We start from the raw sequence: 3,467 nt of genomic DNA on the forward strand, positions 1-3,467 counted from the left end.
GGCGCCGTGCGGCGAGGGTGCGTGCCGGGCGTCGGGGCGCAGGCGGGGGTTCAGAGACAGGCTCTTAGGGCCGTCTTGCCTGCGGATTTACGATGGAAGGCGGTCCAGTGTCGTATCGAGGAGGCAGTCGTGTCGGATGAGCTCACCCCAGAGACCCCGGAGACCCCGGAAGGCTCTGCGGAGCAGCCGATCAAGCAGCGCAAGAACGGCCTGTACCCGGGCGTGTCCGACGAGCTGGCCGAGAACATGCAGTCCGGCTGGGCCGACACCGAGCTCCGCGACCTGGAGCCGATCGAGCAGGCCGAGCACACCGCACGCCGGCGCGCCGCGCTCTCCGCGCGCTTCCCCGGCGAGCGCCTGGTGATCCCCGCGGGCAACCTGAAGACCCGCTCCAACGACACCGAGTACCCGTTCCGCTCCTCGGTCGAGTACACCTATCTCACCGGCGACCAGACCGAGGACAGCGTCCTGGTCCTGGAGCCCACCACCGACGGCCACCAGGCCACGGTCTACCGGCTGCCCCGCTCCAACCGCGAGAACGGCGAGTTCTGGCTGAAGGGTGACGGCGAGCTGTGGGTCGGCCGCCGCAACTCGCTGGCCGAGGCCGAGCGGCTGCTCGGCATCCCGACCGCCGACGTGCGCGAGCTCGCGCAGAAGCTGACGGACGCCACAGGACCGGTCCGTGTCGTACGCGGCTACGACGACGGTATCCAGAGCGCCCTGGCCGACAAGGTCACCGCGGAGACCGACGAGGATCTGCGGGTCTTCCTGTCCGAGGCGCGGGCCGTCAAGGACGACTTCGAGATCGGCGAGCTGCAGAAGGCCGTCGACTCCACGGTGCGCGGCTTCGAGGACGTCGTACGCGTCCTGGACAAGGCCGAGGCCACCAGCGAGCGCTATATCGAGGGCACCTTCTTCCTCCGCGCGCGCGTGGAGGGCAATGACGTCGGGTACGGCTCGATCTGCGCCGCGGGCCCGCACGCCACCACGCTGCACTGGGTGCGCAACGACGGCCAGGTCCGCTCCGGCGAACTGCTGCTCCTGGACGCCGGTGTGGAGACGCACTCCCTCTACACCGCGGACGTCACCCGTACGCTCCCGATCAACGGCCGCTTCACCGAGCTGCAGCGCAAGATCTACGACGCCGTGTACGAGGCCCAGGAGGCCGGTATCGCGGCGGTCAAGCCGGGCGGCAAGTACCGCGACTTCCACGACGCCGCACAGCAGGTGCTCGCCACCAGGCTGGTCGAGTGGGGCCTGGTCGAGGGCCCGGTGGAGCGCGTCCTGGAGCTGGGTCTGCAGCGCCGCTGGACCCTGCACGGCACCGGCCACATGCTCGGCATGGACGTCCACGACTGCGCGGCCGCGCGCACCGAGGCGTACGTCGACGGCACCCTTGAGCCGGGCATGTGCCTGACCGTCGAGCCGGGTCTGTACTTCCAGGCGGACGACCTGACGGTGCCCGAGGAGTACCGCGGGATCGGCGTCCGGATCGAGGACGACATCCTGGTGACCGAGGACGGCAACCGCAATCTGTCGGACGGGCTGCCGCGGCGGGCCGACGAGGTCGAGGCGTGGATGGCGCGGCTCAAGGGCTGACGGTTTCCGACACGACGAGTTCCTGACACGACGAGGGCCGGGCACCTGGGGTGCCCGGCCTTTCGTGTTGTCCTGGTTCGCGCTGAGAGCCTGTTGGCGACCCTGACTTCCCCTCAACAATCCCGGACCACCGTCAGAAGTCCTCGGCATGTTCACCCTGCGACGGCACGGTGAGGGGGCTCGCTCCGCCGGGTGCCGACCCGGCGGCCCCTCAGCGTTGGAGAGCAGGTCCCCCATGCCCAGCCCCGCCCTGTCCACCGTAGCCGCCCAGTCACGCACGTACGCCGTCTCGATCGCCGACCACCCGGAGCAGATACGGGCCGCACAGCGGCTGCGCTTCCAGGTGTTCGGCGAGGAGCTCGGGGCTCGGCTGCACACCCCGGTCCCCGGCCACGACAGCGACGCGTTCGACGACGTCGCCGACCATCTGATCGTCACCGAGACCGGCAGCGGCGAGGTGGTCGGCACCTACCGGCTGCTGCCGCCTGGCCGCAGCGAACGGCTCTACTCGGACGGCGAGTTCGAGCTGACCTCGCTCGCCTCGATCCGCCCGCACCTGGTGGAGGCGGGCCGCTCCTGTGTGCACCCGGACCACCGCAGCGGCGCGGTGATCAACCTGATGTGGTCGGCGCTGGCCCGCTATGTGCTGCTGTCCGGGCACCGCTATCTGGCGGGCTGCGCCTCGGTGCCGCTGGACGACGGCGGGCGGGCCGCGACCAGTGCCTGGCTGCTCGGCAACGCCAAGCACGCGGCCCCGCCCGAGCTGCGGGTGCACCCGCACCGGCCGTGGCAGCCGGGTGCGCCGCTGGACGGGCGGGCGAGCTATGCGGAGCTGCCGCCGCTGCTGCGCGGGTATCTGCGGCTGGGCGCGTGGATGTGCGGGGCGCCCGCGCACGACCGGGAGTTCGGGGTGGCCGACTTCTACGTACTGCTGCCGATGGACCGCGTCAACGACCGCTATCGGCGGTACTTCCTCGGGGAGGAGGGATGAACCGAAGAGGGGCGCGCGGCGCAGTGGTGAGCACCTGGGTGGCGACCTCTCCGTGCACCCCGCGCTGTGCGGTGTCCACCACCGCTCCGGTGAGCGCCGCCACCAGGCTGCGCAGATACGCGGACTTCGCCGCCCTCGTGGGCGGCGCGTTGTCGGCGGGCCGCGCGCTCGGTGATCCGACGGAGGTACGGAGGCGGGCGCGCAGGCTGCTCGACGCGCTCGGCGTACGGCTCGAAGGGGACGGGTCCGCGCTGCGGGTGCCCGACTTCGGAGACGGCACGGGCACGCCCGGTGCTCGCGGCACGTCCGGCGCCCCCGGCACGCCCGGCACGCCCGGCACGCCCGGCACGCCCGGCACGTTGATCGTCGCCGACCACGTCTCCTGGCTCGACCCGATCGCGCTGCTCGCCCGCGAACCGGCCGTCCTGCTCGCCAAGCGCGAGGTGGCGCACTGGCCGGTGGTCGGTCGGCTGACCAGCCGGGCCGGTACCTGCTTTATCGACCGCGACCGCCCGCGCGCCCTGCCGCTGGCCGTCGCGGCGGTACGCGACCACCTGCTGGCCGGACGCTCGGTCATGGTGTTCCCGCAGGCCACCACCTGGTGCCGGGAGTCGGGCGGCGTCTTCAGGCGCGCCATGTTCCAGGCCGCTCTGGACGCGGGCGCCCCGGTCAGGCCGGTGACGATCAGCTATCGGCAGCACGGCGTACCGAGCACGGTGGCCGCGTTCGTCGGTGACGACGGCTTTCTGCCCTCGCTGCTACGGGTGGCCGGGGCGGACGGTCTGTCCGTACGGATCACGGCGCATGAGCCGCTGCTGCCGGGCGGCGCGGCGGACCGGCGGGCACTGGCCGCGACCGCGCAGCAGGCCGTGACCGG

The 3,467-nt window shown here is 72.2% G+C and carries 3 protein-coding genes; all 3 read left to right on the plus strand.

Annotated elements, in window-relative coordinates:
- Window positions 1–129 precede the first annotated feature (129 nt).
- Window positions 130–1,599, plus strand: a complete 1,470-nt coding sequence (locus tag U9R90_RS34475) for an aminopeptidase P family protein (protein ID WP_411061289.1) — start codon at window positions 130–132, stop codon at window positions 1,597–1,599.
- Window positions 1,600–1,834: 235 nt separating this feature from the next.
- Window positions 1,835–2,590: a GNAT family N-acetyltransferase gene (locus U9R90_RS34480; protein WP_411061290.1), complete on the plus strand. Its 756-nt coding sequence runs from the start codon at window positions 1,835–1,837 to the stop codon at window positions 2,588–2,590.
- 89 nt (window positions 2,591–2,679) lie between these two features.
- The coding region (locus tag U9R90_RS34485; protein ID WP_411061291.1) for a lysophospholipid acyltransferase family protein at window positions 2,680–3,467 on the plus strand (788 nt) is incomplete at its 3' end.

Origin of the sequence: Streptomyces sp. E11-3 (assembly GCF_046540415.1) — a bacterium.
GTDB lineage: Bacteria > Actinomycetota > Actinomycetes > Streptomycetales > Streptomycetaceae > Streptomyces.

Coding starts and splice junctions, on each gene's coding strand:
- U9R90_RS34480 (WP_411061290.1), top strand. CDS start 1,835: ATGCCCAGCCCCGCCCTGTCCACCGTAGCCGCCCAGTCACGCACGTAC.